16 protein-coding genes are annotated in these 17,441 nt (G+C 58.6%); 5 read left to right on the forward strand and 11 right to left on the reverse strand.

Annotated features, from left to right (window positions below):
- Positions 1–175: 175 nt before the first annotated feature.
- From ACSVHP_RS17045 to ACSVHP_RS17065, 5 genes are read right to left on the reverse strand one after another with little or no spacing between them, the layout of a single operon-like run.
- Positions 176–1,063: a MurR/RpiR family transcriptional regulator gene (locus ACSVHP_RS17045; RefSeq protein WP_417315641.1), complete on the reverse strand. Its 888-nt coding sequence runs from the start codon at positions 1,061–1,063 to the stop codon at positions 176–178.
- Positions 1,060–2,010, reverse strand: coding sequence for an iron-siderophore ABC transporter substrate-binding protein (locus ACSVHP_RS17050; protein ID WP_447552521.1), 951 nt, complete (start codon positions 2,008–2,010; stop codon positions 1,060–1,062). The genes ACSVHP_RS17045 and ACSVHP_RS17050 overlap by 4 nt, the downstream gene beginning before the upstream one ends.
- A 12-nt stretch (positions 2,011–2,022) precedes the next feature.
- Positions 2,023–3,063, reverse strand: coding sequence for a FecCD family ABC transporter permease (locus ACSVHP_RS17055; RefSeq protein WP_447552522.1), 1,041 nt, complete (start codon positions 3,061–3,063; stop codon positions 2,023–2,025).
- Positions 3,060–4,043: a FecCD family ABC transporter permease gene (locus ACSVHP_RS17060; protein WP_447552523.1), complete on the reverse strand. Its 984-nt coding sequence runs from the start codon at positions 4,041–4,043 to the stop codon at positions 3,060–3,062. Before ACSVHP_RS17060 ends, ACSVHP_RS17055 begins: the two co-directional genes overlap by 4 nt.
- Complete coding sequence (locus ACSVHP_RS17065; protein ID WP_447552524.1) at positions 4,040–4,852, reverse strand: ABC transporter ATP-binding protein; 813 nt, start codon at positions 4,850–4,852, stop codon at positions 4,040–4,042. Before ACSVHP_RS17065 ends, ACSVHP_RS17060 begins: the two co-directional genes overlap by 4 nt.
- Before the next feature lie 385 nt (positions 4,853–5,237).
- Here ACSVHP_RS17065 and ACSVHP_RS17070 point away from each other — a divergent pair, with 385 nt between their 5' ends.
- A complete protein-coding gene (locus tag ACSVHP_RS17070; protein ID WP_447552525.1) occupies positions 5,238–7,367 on the forward strand; it encodes a TonB-dependent siderophore receptor in 2,130 nt (709 codons plus the stop codon).
- 85 nt (positions 7,368–7,452) lie between these two features.
- Here the strand turns inward: ACSVHP_RS17070 and parE are convergent, their stop codons facing one another.
- From parE to nudF, 5 genes are read right to left on the reverse strand one after another with little or no spacing between them, the layout of a single operon-like run.
- Positions 7,453–9,345: a DNA topoisomerase IV subunit B gene (parE, locus tag ACSVHP_RS17075; RefSeq protein WP_234674329.1), complete on the reverse strand. Its 1,893-nt coding sequence runs from the start codon at positions 9,343–9,345 to the stop codon at positions 7,453–7,455.
- 28 nt (positions 9,346–9,373) lie between these two features.
- The gene (gene yqiA, locus ACSVHP_RS17080) at positions 9,374–9,955 is read right to left on the reverse strand and encodes an esterase YqiA (protein ID WP_447552526.1); all 582 of its coding nucleotides are present in this window, start codon (positions 9,953–9,955) and stop codon (positions 9,374–9,376) included.
- On the reverse strand, positions 9,955–10,782 hold the full coding sequence (gene cpdA / locus ACSVHP_RS17085; protein ID WP_234674327.1) for a 3',5'-cyclic-AMP phosphodiesterase: 828 nt from the start codon (positions 10,780–10,782) through the stop codon (positions 9,955–9,957). Before cpdA ends, yqiA begins: the two co-directional genes overlap by 1 nt.
- A gap of 27 nt (positions 10,783–10,809) precedes the next feature.
- Positions 10,810–11,232, reverse strand: coding sequence for a DUF1249 family protein (locus ACSVHP_RS17090; RefSeq protein ID WP_003862516.1), 423 nt, complete (start codon positions 11,230–11,232; stop codon positions 10,810–10,812).
- Positions 11,229–11,861, reverse strand: a complete 633-nt coding sequence (gene nudF / locus ACSVHP_RS17095; RefSeq protein ID WP_447552528.1) for an ADP-ribose diphosphatase — start codon at positions 11,859–11,861, stop codon at positions 11,229–11,231. The genes ACSVHP_RS17090 and nudF overlap by 4 nt, the downstream gene beginning before the upstream one ends.
- A 195-nt stretch (positions 11,862–12,056) precedes the next feature.
- Here nudF and tolC point away from each other — a divergent pair, with 195 nt between their 5' ends.
- From tolC to ACSVHP_RS17110, 3 genes are all read left to right on the forward strand, one after another.
- Entirely contained in the window at positions 12,057–13,541 is a 1,485-nt protein-coding gene (tolC, locus tag ACSVHP_RS17100; RefSeq protein ID WP_234674325.1) for an outer membrane channel protein TolC, read from the forward strand.
- A 171-nt stretch (positions 13,542–13,712) separates the two neighbouring features.
- Entirely contained in the window at positions 13,713–14,378 is a 666-nt protein-coding gene (locus ACSVHP_RS17105; RefSeq protein WP_234674324.1) for a DUF1190 family protein, read from the forward strand.
- A 2-nt stretch (positions 14,379–14,380) separates the two neighbouring features.
- Positions 14,381–15,541 (forward strand): glutathionylspermidine synthase family protein, encoded by a 1,161-nt coding sequence (locus ACSVHP_RS17110; protein WP_447552529.1) that lies wholly within the window; start codon positions 14,381–14,383, stop codon positions 15,539–15,541.
- Positions 15,542–15,629: 88 nt separating this feature from the next.
- On the opposite strand, the gene ygiD is transcribed toward ACSVHP_RS17110, so the two are convergent.
- Positions 15,630–16,421 (reverse strand): 4,5-DOPA-extradiol-dioxygenase, encoded by a 792-nt coding sequence (ygiD, locus tag ACSVHP_RS17115; RefSeq protein ID WP_447552530.1) that lies wholly within the window; start codon positions 16,419–16,421, stop codon positions 15,630–15,632.
- A gap of 196 nt (positions 16,422–16,617) precedes the next feature.
- Between ygiD and zupT the strand changes: the two genes are divergently transcribed.
- Positions 16,618–17,391 carry a zinc transporter ZupT gene (gene zupT / locus ACSVHP_RS17120; protein WP_417315661.1) on the forward strand — a complete coding sequence of 258 codons (774 nt, stop codon included), beginning with the start codon at positions 16,618–16,620 and terminating at the stop codon, positions 17,389–17,391.
- The last annotated feature ends 50 nt before the right edge of the window (positions 17,392–17,441 follow it).

The following is a 17,441-nucleotide window of genomic DNA, read 5'->3' on the forward strand; positions in this document are numbered from 1 at the left end:
TGCCGGGAGCCCGGGTTGTCAGGGCGGTGGCGGTGAACCGCCCTGACACGTTCACGAGTATTGTGGCGACAGAGAAGCAAGGAACGTAAGGTGAACGGAATGACCACGATAGCCGTATGTTTCCCCTCACCCCTGCCCTCTCCCAAAGGGAGAGGGAGTAAACAGTGCCTGGAAATCACCCGCTCTTCTTCCCCGGCTTTAACCCGCGGTGAAGCTCGTTAATCCGCTTCATCGACTTAATGGTGCGCTGCGGCTCGGTGGAGGCCACCGACAAAATAATCATCTCCAGACACAGCAGCACCGTCCCGTGCAGGGGGATTTTGCCCTTCTCGCCGCCGCGCGGAACGTGGATCACCACGCTCGCCTCTTTGCTAAAGCGCGAGTCCGTCGCGTTGGTCAGCAAAATGGTGGGAATGCCCAGACGCTTTGCCTCGCGCAGCGTGGTTTGCCCTTCCCGGTGCGCCGATTTCTGCGCCATCATCACCAGCACGTCGCCGCGCTGAAGCGCAATCAGCTGCTCGGCAAGCCCTATCCCGGTGCGGTTAAGCGGCGTGGCGGGTAGGCCCATACGACTGAACAGCCGGGCGGTGTAGTCCGCGAGAATGCCCGATGCGCCAATGCCAAAAATCGCCACCTGCCGCGCCTGAGCCAGCAGTGATACCGCCTGCGCCATCGCGTAGCGGTTGCCCGGCTCGGACAACACTTCGCAGGTGTGCTGATGCCCTTCGAGCACGAAGTCGATGCTCGCGTTGACGTCGCTGGTGAGCGTATTCACCGTGGTGGAGATCTTCTCGCTGGAGGTCACCACCGGGCCAAACCACTGCTCCAGCGTCTGCTTCAGGTCGCGCAGCCCGGCAAAGCCGAGCGCCTGGATCGTTCGCACCACGGTGGCGTCCGAGGTTTTAAGCTGCCCGGCAATTTCCATTGCCGTCTGCTCCATCACCGCTTCCCGGTTTTCATTGATATAGCGCGCCACCTGCAACATACGCGGCGTGAGCTGGTGGGCGCGCGAGCGAAACCGCTCGCCGTAAACGTCAACCCGCGCTTTGTCCTTGCGGATCATTGCGATCCCTCCGGCAGCGGACGCCCGGCGATCTGCGACTGCACCTGCGCCGCCATCAGCCCTAAGGAGGCAAACGAGTTCGAAATGGCCTCTTCACGGGAGATCAGCACGTAATGCCCGCGACGACAGGCGTTGAGGAACTGGCACCAGCCCGGCATTACCGCCTCCATCGCCTTTAGCTCGTCCTGCGGCGTACCGCCCGTGTCGCCGCGCCAGGTGGCGAACACGAAATCGGCGTCCAGCTCCGGCAGGCGCTCGGCGCTGACGTCAATGCGCCCGCCCTCCGGGATGCTTTCAATCAGCGGCGGGAAGCGAAAACCGGCATCGCGCAGCACCCGTCCGAGAGAGTGATAGCTGTGCATGGCGGTGATTTTCCCCTGGTTGGCCTGGATCACCGACACGCTGATGTTGCGGGTGTCGATGGTCGCCTTCAGCGCCGCGATCTGCGCCTGATACCGACGCTCCAGAATCGCCAGCCGCGCCTGCGTGCCCGTCAGCTGCGCCAGCTTGCGGTAAATCTCCGGCGCGCCGCCGTCCAGGTGATCGATGCTCACCGTCGGGGCAATTTTTTCCAGCTGCTCAACGGGCGTGTTGCGGGTCGGCTCGGTAATGATCAGATCCGGTTTAGCGGCTGCGATGGCTTCGATATCAATATCCGCCGTGCCGATAAATTTAATCGTGGAATGATCAAAATCGACGCCCGTTAGCAGGCTGCCGGAGCGGATAAAGTGGCTGCCGTCCGGACGCGTGCGCCCGTGGCTCGCGACCGGCGGCACGCCAAGCTCAATCAGCGGAATGGTGATATCCAGATCGTGCAGCGAGACTATCCGCTGCGGATGAAGCGGCACGGCCACCTTGCGCCCCAGATCGTCGGTAAAGGTCCGGGTCGGCTCGGCGGCGTGCAGCGAAAAGCCCACCAGCAGCAGCATTGAAAACAGTAAGCGCATGATTATTCCTCGTTAAAATCTGTCCCGGCGCTGCCACAGCAGCAGCAGGAAAAACGGCCCGCCGATCAGGGAGATGACAATGCCTGCGGGCAGCTGCAACGGCAGAAACGCCAGACGCCCGACGTTATCCGCTACCAGCACCAGCAGCGCGCCGAGCACCGCGCTGCCGGTCAGCAACGCGGTCTGCCCGCCGCGCAGCAGGGCGCGCGCCATGTGCGGGGCAATCAGTCCGACAAAGCCAATGCTGCCCACGCAGGAGACGCAGGCGGCGGTCAGCAGCACGGGCGCGAGCACGCGCAGCAGCGCCAGCCGGGAGGTCGATACGCCTAACCCCGTCGCCGCCGGGTTGCCGAGCAGCGCCACGTCCGCCGCCCGGGCGGTAAACAGCAGCAGCGCAAAGGCGGGGATCGCCCAGCCCGCGGCGATAGCCACCAGCGTCCAGTTTGCCGCATGCAGGCTGCCCGCCAGCCACAGCATCGCGGTCTGCACGTCGCGCACGTCCGCGGTGGTCATAAAAACGCCCATTGCCGCCGCAAACGCCCAGGAGACACCGATGCCGATCAGAATAAATCGCGGGCGCGAGATATCCCGCGCCAGCACCACCACCAGCAGCGCCGTCAGCAGCCCGCCCGCCATGCCGATTACAGGACGCCAGAACAGGCTCACCGCCGGAAACTGGAAAATCAGCAGCAGCACCGCCGCGCTACAGCCCTCTTTCACGCCGATGAGCCCCGGGTCGGCAAGCCCGTTGCGGGTGATGGACTGCATCGCCGCCCCGGCTATGCCGAGCATCGCGCCGCACAGCAGCGCCATCAGCAGGCGCGGCAGACGAATATCCAGCACGATGTAGCGGGTATCCGCAGGCAAAGCGTCCGGATGAAACAGCGCGCGCCCGATGGCGGAAGCGGGAATGGGCAGCGAGCCGTGCGTCAGGCCGACGCCCAGCAGCACCAGCGCTACAAGTGAAAACAGCAACAGGCTCGCCAGCGTGCGGGGGCGGACAAGCCGTGAGAAGCCGCCCAGGCGCAGCGCGTGAAACCCCGCCCGGCTCATTTGAACAGCCTCGATGCCATCAGGATGAACACCGGCGCACCGACCAGGGCGGTCATCACCCCGGTGGCCAGCTCGTAAGGGGTAAAGAGCGTGCGGGCGGCGATATCCGCGAGCAGCAGAACCAGCGCGCCGCAGAGCGCGGAGAGCGGCACCATCACCCGAATATCCGCCGACACCAGACGGCGGATCAGCTGGGGCACCACCAGGCCGATAAAGCCGATCGGCCCGGCAATCGCCACCGCCGCGCCACACAGCAGCGCAACGGAGAGCAGCGCGAACAGGCGGGTTTTCAGCAGCGACACGCCCAGCCCCTGCGCCATTCTGTCGCCCAGCGCCAGCATGTTAAGCGACGGCGAAAGCCAGAGCGCCAGTGTAAAACCGATGCCTGCCACCCACGAGGCGGAGCGGATAGTCTCGCCGTTTAGCCCGGCTAAATCGCCCGCCAGCCAGGTGCGCAGGGCGAGCAGCGTCTGCTCATCCAGGATCAGCACCGCCGCGGTAATGGAGGAAGCAAAGGCCGACAGCGCCACGCCGCACAGGGTCACTTTCATGGGCGTTAGCCCGGCGCGCCCGGCGGAGGAGAAGGCCAGCACCAGCAGAAACAGCGCGGCGGCACCGGCGGCGGCAATCAGCGGGCGACCAAACGGCAGCGCCACCCCGAACGCGCTGGTCAGCACCACCGCCAGCGCCGCGCCCGCGTTCAGCCCGAGAATATGCGGCTCGCCTAACGGATTGCGGATCACCGATTGCAGCAGCACCCCCGCCACCCCAAGCGCCGCGCCGACGATCAGCGCCGCGCCCAGACGCAGCAGGCGCAGGTTAATAATGACGTTATGGTCAAAGCTGCGCGGATCGAAATGGACGAAGGCCTGCACCACCGTTTGCGGTGCGATGACGCGTGCGCCGGTGCCCAGGTGCGCGATCGCCCCGGCTAACAGCAGCAGCGTAAAGAGCACAACCGCCAGAGAGGTGCGGATCATGATGTCGCCGCCGTCTGGCGAAACGGCATAAAGAAGGGCTTGCCGGTCAAGGGGTTAATCGACATATGCACGTCGACGTCGAACACCGCTTTGATCAGCTCCGGCGTGCAGGCGTCGCCTTCGTGCAGCACGCCCTCTACTTTGCCCTGACGTAAAAAGACCAGCGAATCGCCGTAGTTCACGGCGAAATTCAGATCGTGGAGCACCACCACCACGGTGCGCCCGTGATCGCGGGTCAGCGCGTGCAGCAGTTCGAGGATCTCCACCTGATAGCGCAGATCGAGGTACGTCGTGGGTTCATCCAGCAGGATATAGGGCGTTTGCTGCGCCAGGGCCATCGCTATCCAGCAGCGCTGACGCTGGCCGCCGGAAAGACTTTCGACGGGCAGATGGGCAAATTCGGCGGTGCCCGTCAGGCGCAGCGCCTCTTCCACCGCGCGTTCGTCCTCCTCCGTCCACTGGCGCATCAGGTTCTGCCAGGGAAAGCGCCCGCGCGACACCAGCTCAAACACGGTTAGTCCTTCAGGCAACAGCGGGGACTGCGGCAGAATACCGAGGCGGCGGGCAACGGTTTTGGTGGGCTGGTCGTGGATCGCCTTGCCGTCGAGCAGCGCGCAGCCGCCCAGCGGCTGAAGCAGACGCGCGATGGTATTAAGAAGCGTGGATTTTCCGCAGCCGTTCGCCCCGACCAGGACGGTCATTTTCTGCTGCGGGATCGCAAGGGAGATATCATCAACGATGATTTTTTTCTGGTAGCCAGCAGAGAGGTTTTGCAAAACCAGCCCCGGCTTTGTCGTGTTATGAGCCACGTGAACGCCAACTTAATAAAATAACGAACAAATAAAAATAAAAATCATTCTCTTTTGAAAGTTTGCCGCTGCGCCCTGTAGTAGTCAAGCGGATAAACACCCTGCTTATGCCAGGGAATTAGCTACGCCACTAACATAGTCAACCTTATTTTTATTCCTTTAAATTCATAAAGTTAACTATTAACTAAACGTACCCGTCATCACGCAAACCCGCTGTAGCCGATTTTTTCGTTTTTCCATTTACTACTACATATCCGCATGATTGAATGATTCTCAATTACAAGTTCGATGCCTGAACAGGCTAACGAACAGCGCAGTAAGGGCAATGACTCACACATTTTTCTGCGAACAGCGCTTCGCAGAGTATTTCGGGAAAACAGATGTAATGGCTACGTTCACACCTTCTCTCTCCGGGATTAAAGGGCGCGCGCTCTTTTCGCTGCTGTTTATAGCTCCTCTGGTACAGGCGGCGACGCAGGACGGCGAAACGCTCACCGTAACCGCCGATCCTGATGCCGCGACCGAGGCCACGAACGGCTATCAGCCGCTCAACACCTCTACCGCCACGCTGACCAACATGCCGATGCTGGATATTCCGCAGGTGGTAAATACCGTGAGCGATAACGTGCTGGAGGATCAGCACGCCACCACGCTTGATGAAGCGCTGTATAACGTCAGCAACGTGGTGCAAACCAACACGCTCGGCGGCACGCAGGACGCCTTCGTGCGCCGCGGGTTTGGCGCGAACCGTGACGGCTCGATCATGACCAACGGCCTGCGCACCGTGCTGCCGCGCAGCTTTAACGCCGCCACCGAACGGGTAGAGGTGCTGAAAGGCCCGGCCTCGGCGCTGTACGGCATTCTCGATCCCGGCGGGCTGATCAACGTGGTGACTAAACGCCCGGAAACCCGCTTCGGCGGCGCGATCTCAGCCACCTCGTCGAGCTTTGGCGGCGGCACCGGGCAGCTGGATGTGACCGGGCCGATTGAGGGGACGCGTCTGGCGTACCGTCTGACGGGGGAGTATCAGGACGAGGATTACTGGCGCAATTTCGGCACCGAGCGCAGCACCTTTATCGCGCCGTCCCTGACCTGGTTTGGCGATGACGCGACCGTCACCGTGCTCTATTCCCATCGCGACTACAAAACGCCGTTCGATCGCGGGACGATCTTCGATCTCAACACTAAGCAGCCGGTAAAGGTCGATCGGGAAACCCGCTTCGATGAGCCGTTTAACGTCACCGACGGGCAGTCGGATCTGGCCCAGCTGAACGCGGAATACCGGCTGAACAGCCAGTGGACGGCGAAGTTCGATTACAGCTTTAGCCAGGATAAATACAGCGATAATCAGGCGCGCGTGATGGCCTACGATGCGAAAACCGGCAACCTGACCCGCCGTGTCGATGCCACCCAGGGATCGACCCAGCGGATGCACGCCACCCGCGCCGATTTGCAGGGCAATGTGGATATCGCGGGCTTCTACAACGAGATCCTCACCGGCGTGTCGTACGAGAATTACGATCTGCTGCGCACCGACATGATCCGCTGTAAGAACGTCAAAGATTTCAATATCTACAACCCGAGCTACGGCAATCTCGGGAAATGCACCACCGTGTCGGCCGCCGACAGCGATCAGACCATCAAGCAGGAGAGCTACTCCGCCTACGCGCAGGACGCGCTGTATCTGACCGATAAATGGATCGCCGTGGCCGGGCTGCGCTACCAGTACTACACCCAGTACGCGGGCAAGGGCCGTCCGTTTAACGTCAACACCGACAGCCGCGACGACCAGTGGACGCCGAAGCTTGGCCTGGTCTACAAGCTGACGCCGAACGTGTCGCTGTTCGCCAACTACTCCCAGACGTTTATGCCGCAGTCGTCCATTGCGAGCTACATCGGCGATCTGCCGCCGGAAACGTCAAATGCTTATGAAGTGGGCGCGAAGTTTGACCTGTTCGACGGCGTTACCGCCAATATCGCGCTGTTTGATATTCACAAGCGCAACGTGCTTTATACCGAAAGCGTGGGGGATGAAACCATCGCCAAAACCGCGGGCCGCGTGCGTTCGCAGGGCGTGGAGGTGGATTTAGCCGGGTCGTTGACCGAGAACACCAACATTATCGCCAGCTACGGCTATACGGATGCGAAGGTGCTGGAAGATCCGGACTACGCGGGCAAACCGCTGCCGAACGTGCCGCGCCATACCGGATCGCTGTTCCTGACCTACGATATTCAGAATGCGTTTGCCGGGAATACCCTGACGCTTGGCGGCGGCGGGCATGGCGTGAGCCGCCGCTCGGCCACCAACGGCGCGGATTATTACCTGCCGGGCTATTTCGTGGCGGACGCGTTTGCGGCGTACAAAATGAAATTGCAGTATCCGGTGACGCTTCAGCTGAACGTTAAGAACCTGTTTGATAAGACCTATTACACCTCGTCTGTCGCGACCAACAACCTGGGCAACCAGATTGGCGATCCGCGCGAAGTGCAGTTTACGGTGAAGATGGAGTTTTGACGTAAAAAAGCCCGGTGGCGCTAGCGCTTACCGGGCCTACGATTTTTCCCCTCTCCCTGTGGGAGAGGGTCAGGGTGAGGGGCTATCAGGCCTCAATATCCGCCATATCGCCTTTCTCCTGCAACCAGTTACGTCGGTCTTCCGAACGTTTCTTGGCAAGCAGCATATCCATCATGGCGTTGGTTTGCTGTTCATCTTCGTCGCTAATCGTCAGCTGCACCAGGCGGCGCGTGTTCGGATCCAGCGTCGTTTCACGCAGCTGCATCGGGTTCATCTCGCCCAGCCCTTTAAAGCGCTGCACGTTTGGCTTGCCCTTCTTACGCTTGAGCTGTTCCAGCACGCCCGCTTTCTCTTCTTCCGTCAGCGCGTAATAGACCTCTTTGCCGAGATCGATACGGTACAGCGGCGGCAGCGCAACGTGGACGTGACCGTTTTTCACCAGCGTGCGGAAGTGCTTCACGAACAGCGCGCACAGCAGCGTGGCGATGTGCAGACCGTCGGAGTCCGCATCCGCGAGGATACAGATCTTGCCGTAGCGCAGCTGGCTCAGATCGTCGCTGTCAGGATCGATGCCGATCGCCACGGAGATATCGTGAACTTCCTGCGAGGCCAGCACTTCATCTGACGACACTTCCCAGGTGTTCAGGATCTTACCTTTGAGCGGCATGATCGCCTGATACTCGCGATCGCGCGCCTGTTTGGCCGATCCGCCCGCTGAGTCACCTTCCACCAGGAACAGCTCGGTACGGTTAAGATCCTGCGCGGTGCAGTCCGCCAGCTTGCCCGGCAGCGCGGGGCCGCTGGTCAGCTTTTTACGCACCACTTTTTTCGCCGCACGCAGACGACGCTGGGCGCTGGAGATCGCCATTTCGGCCAGCATTTCTGCCGCCTGCACGTTCTGGTTCAGCCACAGGGTAAAGGCATCTTTCACCACCCCGGAGACAAACGCCGCGCACTGGCGTGAGGACAGACGTTCTTTGGTCTGCCCGGCGAACTGCGGATCCTGCATCTTCACGGAGAGCACGTAGGCGCAGCGATCCCAGATATCTTCCGCCGACAGCTTCACGCCGCGCGGCAGAATGTTGCGGTATTCGCAGAACTCGCGCATCGCGTCCAGCAGGCCCTGGCGCAGGCCGTTAACGTGCGTACCGCCGAGCATGGTGGGGATCAGGTTGACGTAGCTTTCGGTCAGCAGCTCGCCGCCTTCCGGCAGCCAGAGCAGCGCCCAGTCCACCGCTTCGGTGTCGCCGCTAAAATTACCGACAAACGGTTTTTCCGGCAGCGTTGGCAGGCCGTTGACCGCTTCGCACAGGTAGTCGTTCAGGCCGTCGGCGTAGCACCAGGTCTGTTCGGTATTGTTAACGTGGTCTTTAAAGGTAATTTCAACGCCCGGACAGAGCACCGCTTTGGCTTTCAGCAGGTGGGTCAGGCGCGAAACGGAAAAGCGCGGGCTGTCGAAGAAACTTTCGTCAGGCCAGAAGTGGACGCTGGTACCGGTGTTGCGCTTAGCGCAGGTACCCACGACCTTCAAATCCTGCACTTTTTCGCCGTTTTCAAAGGCGATATTGTAGATTTGCCCGTCGCGGCGAACGTTCACTTCCACGCGCTTAGACAGGGCGTTAACCACGGAGATCCCCACGCCGTGCAGGCCGCCGGAGAACTGGTAGTTTTTGTTGGAGAATTTACCGCCCGCGTGCAGACGACAGAGGATCAGCTCAACGGCCGGGACACCCTCTTCCGGGTGAATATCCACCGGCATCCCGCGCCCGTCGTCGATGACTTCCAGCGACTGATCGGCGTGCAGGATAACGTCGACGCGTTTGGCATGGCCTGCCAGCGCTTCGTCCACACTGTTATCAATAACTTCCTGGCCCAGGTGGTTTGGGCGCGTGGTATCGGTGTACATCCCAGGACGGCGGCGAACCGGCTCAAGCCCGGTGAGTACCTCAATGGCATCAGCGTTATAGGTTTGCGTCATGATTTAAACTAGCAATTCGCAGCGATTGTCAGAGGCTGTGCAGTCCAAGAAAATCGACAATCTGGGTGAAATGATCCTCAAAGCCCGTGAAAGCATGGTTTCCGCCCTCTTCTATAGTCTGGCGGCAGGATGCGTAATACGCCACTGCCTGGCGGTAATCCAGCACTTCATCTCCCGTTTGTTGCAATAGCCAGATAAGATCCGGCGCTTCAAGCGGGTCGACCTGCATAACTTTGAGATCGTAAATATGGCGTGACTCTAGCACATATTGCTGTCCGGTGTAGGGGTTCTCGTTTTGCCCAAGAAAGTCCCGTAACAGCTTAAACGGCCGCACCGCCGGGTTGACCACAACCGCTGGCAGCATGAAGCATTGCGAGAGCCAGGTGGCGTAATACCCCCCCAACGAGGAGCCGACCACGCCGAAGGATTCTCCGCCGTGTTCGAGAACGATGGATTCCAGCATCTCCGCCGCGTCCGCCGGGTAAGGCGGCAGCTGCGGGATAATCATCTCAATGTGCGGATGATGCTCGCCCAACCACGCACGAAACTGCGTTGCCTTTGCCGAGCGCGGGGAGCTGTTGAACCCATGTAAATAAAGAAGCGTAGACATCAATAGCCTTCTGAAGCGGTGTCAGGACGAAATTGCGTCCCCGACAGGCGGCACACTTCGGTGGTCAGCGAGCCGTCGGCGTGAAGTTCCAGCCAGCGCCAGCCCGGTGCGATGGTGTCCAGGGTGAAGTTGGCGCAGTGCGGCTTAAACTGAACGCAGGTGGAAGGCGTCGCCAGCAGACGGCGGCCATTCCAGTCGAGATCCTGTTCCTGATGAATGTGTCCGCAAAGCAGATTTTTCACGCGCGGGAATTTCACCAGCACGCTGTCGAGCGCCGCAGAGTTGCGCAGACTGTGCTGATCGAGCCAGCTACAGCCCGCAGGCAGAGGATGATGATGGAGCAGAAGCAGCGTATGGCGCTCTGGCTCGGCCGCGAGCCGGGTTTCCAGCCAGTCGAGCTGGAACTCGCTCAGCTCACCGTGCGGCACGCCAAATACCTGGCTATCGAGCAGCAGGATTTGCCACTGGTCACCCGTGAAAACGGTCTTTGCCGGAGAGATGCCCGCGTCATGGAGCGCGCCGAACATCGCAGGCTGGAAGTCATGATTACCCGGCAGCCAGACGCAGGGTGCGCTGAAGCTCGCGATGCCCTCAGCGAAGTGCTGATACGCCGCGGCGGATTGATCCTGCGCCAGATCGCCCGTCGCGACAATCAAATCGCACGGACGGTTTTCCGCATGAATCGCGCTCAGAACAGCCTGATAGCTCTCCCAGGTATTCACGCCAAGCAGGGTTTCATGCTTTTCGGCAAAGAGGTGGGTGTCGGTGATTTGTAATATCCTGACTGGCGCCCCACCAGCAACAGTCAGGTTCAACAGGCTTTCCAAATGGTGTCCTTAGGTAGGTTTATGACGCTAACAAACCGGAATCGCCATTGCTCCATGTGCTAAACAATATCTTAGCCAGTCAGCTAAAAACTGGTTAATTTGATGCTTTTCGTCGCGTTGATGCAACTTTTTATTCGGGTAATCATACCGCGCTTTGAAGCGAAAGATCTGCTGACTTGAACACACTTCAGCCACCATCGCGTCGTGATACAGGCGCACCGTCATTGACGGCAGGCTCCAGTAGCTAATGCTGGGCGCGGTTTGCTCGATTTCCACCAACGTAGTGTAGCGCGTTGATTCTGTAATCGTTAATCGATACTGCGCGTTGCTCACCTGATAGCTTACCGTTTCGCCGGGTGCGTCGTTTCGCGGCAGCAGGCGGCGCAATTGTGCGAAATTGGTCTCGCACAGGCGCATCATTTCTGGGAAGTCAGGTGTATAACGCTTCATTTTTTCCACTCGTTTCGTAATCTCTCATAATGCAGCTGTAGCCATTGCAGGGCGATGACAGACGCCGCGTTGTCGATTTTCCCCTCTTCTACCCATTGGTAAGCCTGCTCCCGGCTCACCACATGAACACGAATATCTTCGTTTTCATCAGCCAGACCGTGAATACCTTCCGCGGTCGTGGCGTCCACTTCACCCACCATAATAGACAAGCGCTCGCTGGTCCCACCCGGGCTTGCCAGATAGCTCAGCACCGGTTTCGTGCGGCCCACAACCAGACCCGCCTCTTCCTGCGCTTCGCGTCGCGCCACGTCTTCTACCGATTCGCCTTCTTCGATCATCCCGGCCACCATTTCCAGCAGCCACGGGCTTTCGCTGGTGTCATACGCGGCAATACGGATTTGCTCGACCAGCACAACTTCATCACGCACTGGGTCAAAGGGTAGCAAGACTGCGGCGTGACCGCGCTCAAAAATTTCACGACGGATTTCACCACTCATTTCGCCGTTGAAGAGGCGGTGCCGGAAACGGTAAAGATCCATTGAAAAAAAACCGCTATAGAGCGTTTCTCGTGCAATAATTTCTACATCGTTTTTGGCGAATGTCACTGGCAACTTACCTGGTTTTTGCATGAGTCATGTCCTGCTTGCAAATTGTGATGAAATCATGAATTTCAAGGCTGTGAGTAAGGCTATATGATAGATTGGTGCAAATTACAGCCGGATGGCACGTAACGCCAACCTTTTGGTGTGGAAGATTCTGTTAGAATCGACAAATATTTTTTTAATTAGATCAGCGCTAATACTGCTTCACAACAAGGAATGCAAATGAAGAAATTGCTCCCCATCCTTATCGGCCTGAGCCTGACGGGCTTCAGCGCAATAAGCCAGGCAGAAAACCTGTTACAGGTCTATCAGCAGGCACGTCTGGGTAACCCTGATCTCCGTAAGTCAGCGGCCGACCGTGATGCTGCGTTTGAGAAGATTAACGAAGCACGTAGCCCACTGCTGCCGCAGTTAGGTTTAGGTGCAGATTACACCTACAGCAATGGTTTCCGCGACTCTAACGGCGTGAATTCCAACGCCACCAGCGCATCGCTGCAATTAACCCAGACGCTGTTTGATATGTCCAAATGGCGCGCCCTGACGCTGCAAGAAAAGAGCGCGGGCATCCAGGATGTGACCTATCAGACCGATCAGCAGACGCTGATCCTGAACACCGCGACCGCCTACTTCAACGTGCTGAGCGCGATCGACTCGCTCTCCTACACCGAAGCGCAGAAACAGGCAATTTACCGCCAGTTGGATCAAACCACCCAGCGCTTCAACGTGGGCCTGGTGGCGATCACTGACGTGCAGAACGCCCGTTCACAGTACGACAGCGTGCTGGCGAACGAAGTGACCGCGCGTAACAACCTGGATAACGCACTGGAATCCCTGCGTCAGGTCACCGGCAACTACTATCCTGAGCTGGCGTCGCTCAACGTCGACAGCTTTAAAACCGACAAGCCGCAGGCGGTTAACGCGCTGCTGAAAGAAGCAGAAAACCGCAACCTGGCCCTGTTGCAGGCGCGTCTGAGCCAGGATCTGGCCCGTGAGCAAATCCGTCAGGCGCAGGATGGCCATCTGCCAACCCTGAGCCTGAGCGCATCTACCGGCGTGTCTGACACCAGCTACAGCGGTTCTAAAACTAACTCTGCCCAGTATGACGACAGCAATCAGGGTCAGAACAAAGTTGGCCTGAGCTTCTCTCTGCCGCTGTATCAGGGCGGCCAGGTGAACTCCCAGGTGAAACAGGCGCAGTACAACTTTGTTGGCGCGAGCGAGCAGCTGGAAAGCGCGCACCGCAACGTCGTGCAGACCGTGCGTTCCTCCTTCAATAACGTCAACGCGTCTATCAGCAGCATCAACGCCTATAAACAAGCGGTTGTCTCTGCGCAAAGCTCTCTGGATGCGATGGAAGCGGGTTACTCCGTGGGTACGCGTACCATTGTTGACGTGCTGGATGCGACCACCACGCTGTACAACGCAAAACAGCAGCTTTCCAGCGCTCGTTACCAGTACCTGATCAACCAGCTGAACATCAAGCAGGCGCTGGGTACGCTGAACGAGCAGGATCTGCAAATGCTGAACAGCACGCTGGGCAAACCGGTTTCAACGTCGCCTGAAAACGTTGCTCCGGAAAACCCACAGCAGGACGCCGCGGTTGATAACTTCAACGCTGACGGCGGCACCGCTCCGGCTGTACAGCCAGCGGCTGCGCGCGCTCCTGCGCCAGCCAGCAATAACGGTAAAAATCCGTTCCGCAATTAAGCCTTGCGAATTCCCTCTCCCGATGGGAGAGGGATCATAGAAATCACCTCTAAACGTAAGCCAACGTAAAGATCTCCCGCTTTACGCCCCTCTTAGCTTCATTTTCGACCACTCATCCTCTATCCTGAGCCTTATTTCCTTCGTTCTACCACTGGGTCCTGGAAGACAAAAATGAAACGGACAAAAACGATTAATCACGCGTCGTTCCGCAAAAGCTGGAACGCACGTCACCTCACTCCCGTCGCCTTCGCGATCACCGCTGCTTTTATGCTGGCGGGCTGCGAACAAAGCGACGAAACGGTATCCATGTACCAGAATGCGGACGACTGCTCTGCCGCCACCGGTAAAGCCGCAGAATGTACCACCGCGTATAATTCTGCGCTGAAGGAAGCGGAACGCACGGCACCGAAATACGCGTCACGCGAAGACTGTATCGCCGAGTTTGGCGAAGGCCAGTGCCAGCAGGCTCCGGCCCAGGCGGGCATGGCACCTGAAAACCAGGCGCAGGCGCAGTCCAGCGGCAGCTTCTGGATGCCGCTGATGGCCGGTTACATGATGGGCCGTATGATGGGCGGCGGTGCGGGCTATCAGCAGCAGCCGCTGTTCAGCTCGAAAAACCCGAACAGCCCGGCCTACGGCAAATACACCGATGCCAGCGGTAAAAACTACGGTGCAGCTACGCCAGGCCGTACCACGACCGTTCCGAAAACCGCGATGGCACCAAAACCAGCCACCACCAGCACCATCACCCGTGGCGGCTTTGGTGAGTCTGTTGCCAAACAAACGTCTATGCAGCGTAGCGCAACCGGCTCCTCTACCCGCTCAATGGGTGGCTGATCATGGAACGAGTCAGTATTATCGAGCGCCCGGACTGGCGCGAAAAAGCGACCGAGTATGGCTTTAACTTCCACACCATGTACGGCGAGCCGTACTGGTGTGAAGACGCTTACTACAAGCTCACCCTCGCGCAGGTTGAGAAGCTGGAAGAGGTCACCGCCGAGCTGCACCAGATGTGCCTGAAGGTGGTCGAGAAAGTCATCGACAGCGACGCGCTGATGACCAAATTCCGCATCCCTAAGCACACCTGGAGCTTCGTGCGTCAGTCCTGGAAGACGAACCAGCCTTCCCTCTATTCTCGCCTCGATCTGGCGTGGGATGGCGCTGGCGAACCTAAGCTTCTGGAAAACAACGCCGATACGCCAACCTCCCTGTATGAAGCCGCGTTTTTCCAGTGGATCTGGCTCGAAGATCAGGTTAACGCCGGGAACCTGCCGGAAGGCAGCGACCAGTTTAACAGTCTCCAGGAAAAGCTGATTGAGCGTTTCGCCCAGCTGCGTGAACAGCACGGTTTTAACCTGCTGCACCTCGCCTGCTGCCGTGACACGGAAGAAGACCGTGGCACCGTGCAGTACTTGCAGGACTGCGCCGCAGAAGCCGAGCTTGCCACCGAGTTCCTCTATATCGAGGACATTGGTCTGGGGGAAAAAGGCCAGTTCACCGATACCCAGGACCAGGTGATCAGTAACCTGTTTAAGCTCTATCCGTGGGAATACATGCTGCGCGAGATGTTCTCCACCAAGCTGGAAGACGCTGGCGTGCGCTGGCTGGAGCCTGCCTGGAAAAGCATTATCTCCAACAAAGCGCTGCTGCCGCTGCTGTGGGAAATGTTCCCGGATCATCCAAACCTGCTGCCGGCATACTTCGGGGAAGACGACTTCCCGCCGATGGATAAATACGTGGTGAAGCCTATTTTCTCTCGTGAAGGGGCTAACGTATCGATCATCGAGAACGGCAAAACGCTGGAGGCGGTCGAAGGGCCATACGGCGAAGAGGGCATGATCGTACAGGGGTTCTGTCAGTTGCCGAAGTTTGGCGATAGCTATACGCTGATTGGCAGCTGGCTGATCAACGACCAGCCCGCCGGGATCGGCATCCGCGAAGATCGCGCGCTGATCACTCAGGATCTGTCACGATTTTATCCGCATATATTTGTTGAGTAGAGTGCGGCCTGATGCCCTCACCCCAACCCTCTCCCACGGGAGAGGGTGCAAACACTAAAAACGGCAACCACAGGTTGCCGTTTTGCTTTTATTCCCCCACCTGCACCGACAGCATACTCAGGCTACCCATCTCAACACCGTCAACCGGGATCGAAATCGGCTCCTGGCCATCCCACGCCCCCAGCACATAAAGCAGTGGCAGGAAGTGTTCCGGCGTCGGGTTAGAGAGCGAGCCGCCCTCGTGATCCAGATAGTTCACCAGCGGGTGCGCCTCGGCAGGGCCCTGCCACGTCAGATTCTCTTTCACAAATTCATTGAACGATGTAGCCCACGGATAAGGCGTATTCTCGCCGTGCCAGCGCGCGGTGCGCAGGTTATGCACCACGTTACCGCTTGCCACCAGCATGATGCCTTCATCGCGCAGCGAGGCGAGCTTACGGCCCATCTCCAGATGCCACGCGGCGGGTTTGGTGCTGTCGATACTGAGCTGCACCATCGGGATATCCGCGTTCGGGTACATTTTGATCAGCACGCCCCATGAACCGTGGTCAAAGCCCCAGGCCTCTTTATCCAGCGTGACCGGAACAGGAGCCAACAGCTCGACCAGGCGCTGCGCGAGCTCAGGGGAGCCAGGTGCCGGATAATGCGTGTCATACAACGCCTGCGGGAATCCGCCGAAATCATGGATGGTTTTCGGGGCTTCCATCGCGGTAACGCCGGTACCACGGGTAAACCAGTGTGCGGAAATCACCACGATCGCTTTCGGGCGCGGTAATGTCTCCCCCAGATGCTGCCAGGTGCGGGTATAGACATTATCTTCCAGAACGTTCATTGGGCTGCCGTGGCCTAAAAACAGTGCTGGCATACGAGAAGAAGTCATGGTGATATCCTTACATAAGGTGTCATTTTGATGGGTCTACATTACGCGCAATCCGCTAAAGATGAACGCTGATAACCGTGAAGATCATCATCAGGAATTTTGAATGTAAGGAATCTGTAAATGCGAAGGTCGCCTCTCGCTTTGCGGACGATGAGTCATTAATATAAATGATAATCATTATCATAAGGAGTGATAAATGTCAGTTCCACTTCTCCTGACCATACTCGCGGGCGCAGCGACCTTTATTGGCGCGATCCTCGGCGTCATTGGGCAGAAACCGTCAAATCGCGTGCTGGCCTTTTCACTCGGTTTTGCCGCCGGGATCATGCTGCTGATCTCCCTGATGGAGATGCTGCCTGCGGCGCTGGCAGCGGAAGGTATGTCGCCCGTGCTGGGCTATGGCATGTTCGTTATCGGCCTGCTGGGCTACTTCGCTCTCGACCGTATGCTTCCGCACGCGCATCCGCAGGATCTGATGCAAAAAAGCGTGACGCCGCTGCCGCGCAACATCAAACGCACGGCCATTCTGCTCACGCTCGGCATTAGCCTGCACAACTTCCCGGAAGGTATCGCCACCTACGTTACCGCCAGCGCCAACCTGGAGATGGGGTTCGGTATTGCCCTGGCGGTGGCATTGCACAATATTCCTGAAGGACTTGCGGTAGCGGGCCCGGTGTATGCGGCAACGGGGTCTAAACGCACCGCCGTATTCTGGGCCGGTATTTCGGGTTTGGCGGAAATTCTGGGCGGCGTTCTGGCCTGGCTTATTCTCGGCAGCCTGGTATCGCCGGTGGTCATGGCGGCCATCATGGCAGCGGTGGCGGGCATTATGGTCGCGCTTTCGGTGGACGAGCTCATGCCGCTTGCCAAAGAGATTGATCCAAACAACAACCCGAGCTATGGCGTCTTATGCGGCATGTCGGTGATGGGTCTGAGCCTGGTGTTATTACAAACGGCAGGCATTGGTTAATTTTAACGAGCGCTTTACTTAAAGCGCTCTTTTTATTTTTGCAGCGTGAT

This window comes from Enterobacter sp. 186315, assembly GCF_053290175.1.